2 protein-coding genes are annotated in these 2209 nt (G+C 67.2%); both read left to right on the top strand.

Going from position 1 to position 2209, the window contains the following annotated elements; genetic code table 11:
* A partial coding sequence (locus ACE3UY_RS19545) for an extracellular solute-binding protein (RefSeq protein WP_374689157.1) occupies positions 1–448 on the top strand: 448 nt, incomplete at its 5' end.
* Positions 449–511: 63 nt separating this feature from the next.
* Positions 512–2209, top strand: a 1698-nt coding sequence (locus ACE3UY_RS19540) for a cache domain-containing protein (RefSeq protein WP_374689156.1), incomplete at its 3' end; no start/stop codon positions are given.

Genomic DNA, 2209 nt, shown 5'->3' with positions numbered 1-2209 from the left:
GGCCAATGCCGACTTCCGCGTCGGTGTGGCTCCCTTCCCGATTGGCCCTGTGCGGCGGGCGACGCTGGCGACCACCGACGGCTTCGCCATCCCGGCCACGACCCGCCACCCGGAGGAGGCCTGGGAGCTGGTCAAGTTCCTTATCAGCCAGGAGTACGGCCTGGCCATGGCCGAGACGAGCTTCCTGCAGCCGGCCCGCGCGCCGCTGGTCAACCAGTGGGCCGATTTCATCCGCGCCGACTTCCCGGAGCAGGCCGAGGGGCTTGACCTGGAGGCGTTCGCCGACGGCCAGGTGCGCGGCTACTCCGTCACGGCCGAGGTCTTCGCCAACATGAACGGCGTGCGCACCGCTACCGACGCGGCCTTCGAGGACATCCTGACGCTCGGCCTGGCCCCGGCGCAGGAGCGACTGACCCAGGCGTGCGCCGAGATCGAAGCGCTACAATAATTACGAATTACGAATTAGGAATGCTTCCTAATTCGTAATTCGTAATTCGTAATTCTTAATTCCATGCGTAGCTCGCTGCGTCGCAAAATCCTGACCTGGACGTTCCTGCCGGCGGTGGTGATCTTCCTGATCGTCGCCGCCGCCAGTTTCTTCCTGTCTCAGGCCGTGGTCGAAGACCTGGTCATCGACCGCGACCAGGAGTTGGCCCGCCTGACAGCGGCCGAGCTGTCAGCCAGCCTGGAGGAGTACCCCACGCTGCTCAGCGGCGTGGCCCGCGACATCAGCGGCGTCAACCTCAACGGCCCGACGGTAAGCCGGGCGCTGACGAACAACGCCAACCGCCTGACCTATTTCGACGGCGGCGCGGTGCTGCTGAATAACCTCGGCCGGGTCGTCGCCGCCTACCCCGAGCAGCCCGACCTGGAAGGCGCCGACTGGTCCGCCCGCGCCTACTTCCGCGACATCATCCAGAACCCCGGCCGGCCCGCCTTCTCCGACATCGCGCCCGACGGCCCGGACGGGGCCGAGGTGCTGGTCACGGCCGTCCCCGTCTTTGGCCCGACCAACGAGTTGCGCGGCGTGCTGACCGGCATGTTCCGCCTCGGTTCAGGCACGCTCAACCCCCTCTATGGCACCTTCATCCGTCTGCGGCTCGACCGCAAGGGGAACGCCCACGTCGTCGATGGCGCGGGTCGCCTCATCTTCGCCACCGACACAGGCGCGGCCGGCGAGGATTTCACCACCCACCCGGTGGCCCCGGCCGCCCTGTCGGGTGAGTCGGGCGCGCTGCGCACGCCCAGCGAGGCGGGGACAGACGTGCTGGCCAGCTACAGTCCCATCCCCGGCACGTCCTGGAGCCTCATCATCGAGGAGGAATGGGCGACGCTGATGGGGCCGCTGCGCAACTTCTCCGCCCTGCTGTCGCTGCTGCTGGCCTTGGGCGTCATCATCCCGGCGCTGGTCGTGGCCGCGAGCATGACGCGCGTCACCCGGCCCATCAACGCCCTGGTCGAGGGCACGCGCCAGGTGGCCCGCGGCGACTTCGGCCGCACCGTCGAGGCCCACACCGGGGACGAGTTAGAAATGCTGGCCAACCAGTTCAATGAGATGTCGGCCCAACTCCAGGCCAGCTACACCGAGTTGGAGCGGCGCGTCGAGGCCCGCACCCGCGAGCTTCAAACGGTGCTGCAAGTCTCGCGCAACATGGCCTCCACCCTGGAGCTTCAGCCGCTCCTGTCGCGCCTGCTCGATCAGTTGCAGAAGATCGTCGATTACCGCTTCGCCCGGCTGTTCATCGTCGAAGACGGCCAACTGATCCTGTTCGAGGAGCGCGGGTTTAACCTGGACATGCCCGGCGTCTACTATCTGAATGGCGCGGCCGAGGCCGACGCGATGTTGAACAGCGGCGAACCGCTCATCGTCGTGGACGCGCGCCAGGAGTCGCCAATCATGGAGCACGTGCGCCGCGTCTCGGCCGAACGGGGCACGGAGGGCATCCTCGACGAGATCGGCTCGTTCATCAGCCTGCCCCTGCTGGCCCGCGAGCGCCAGGTCGGCATCCTGACCCTTATCCACGGTGAATCGGGCTACTACACACCGGCGCGGGTCGAGGTGGTGCGTGCCTTCGCCGCCCAGGCGTCCGTTGCCATCGAGAACGCCCGCCTCTTCACCGCCGAGCAGGAGCGCGTTAACCAGTTGCGCGTCATCAATCAGGTCAGCCAGACCATCGCCGGCATCCTGGACGTGGACGGACTGCTGCGC

The organism is Promineifilum sp. (SeqCode) (assembly GCF_041918635.1).
GTDB lineage: Bacteria > Chloroflexota > Anaerolineae > Promineifilales > Promineifilaceae > Promineifilum.
This window is presented reverse-complemented; position numbering and strand designations above follow the sequence as displayed.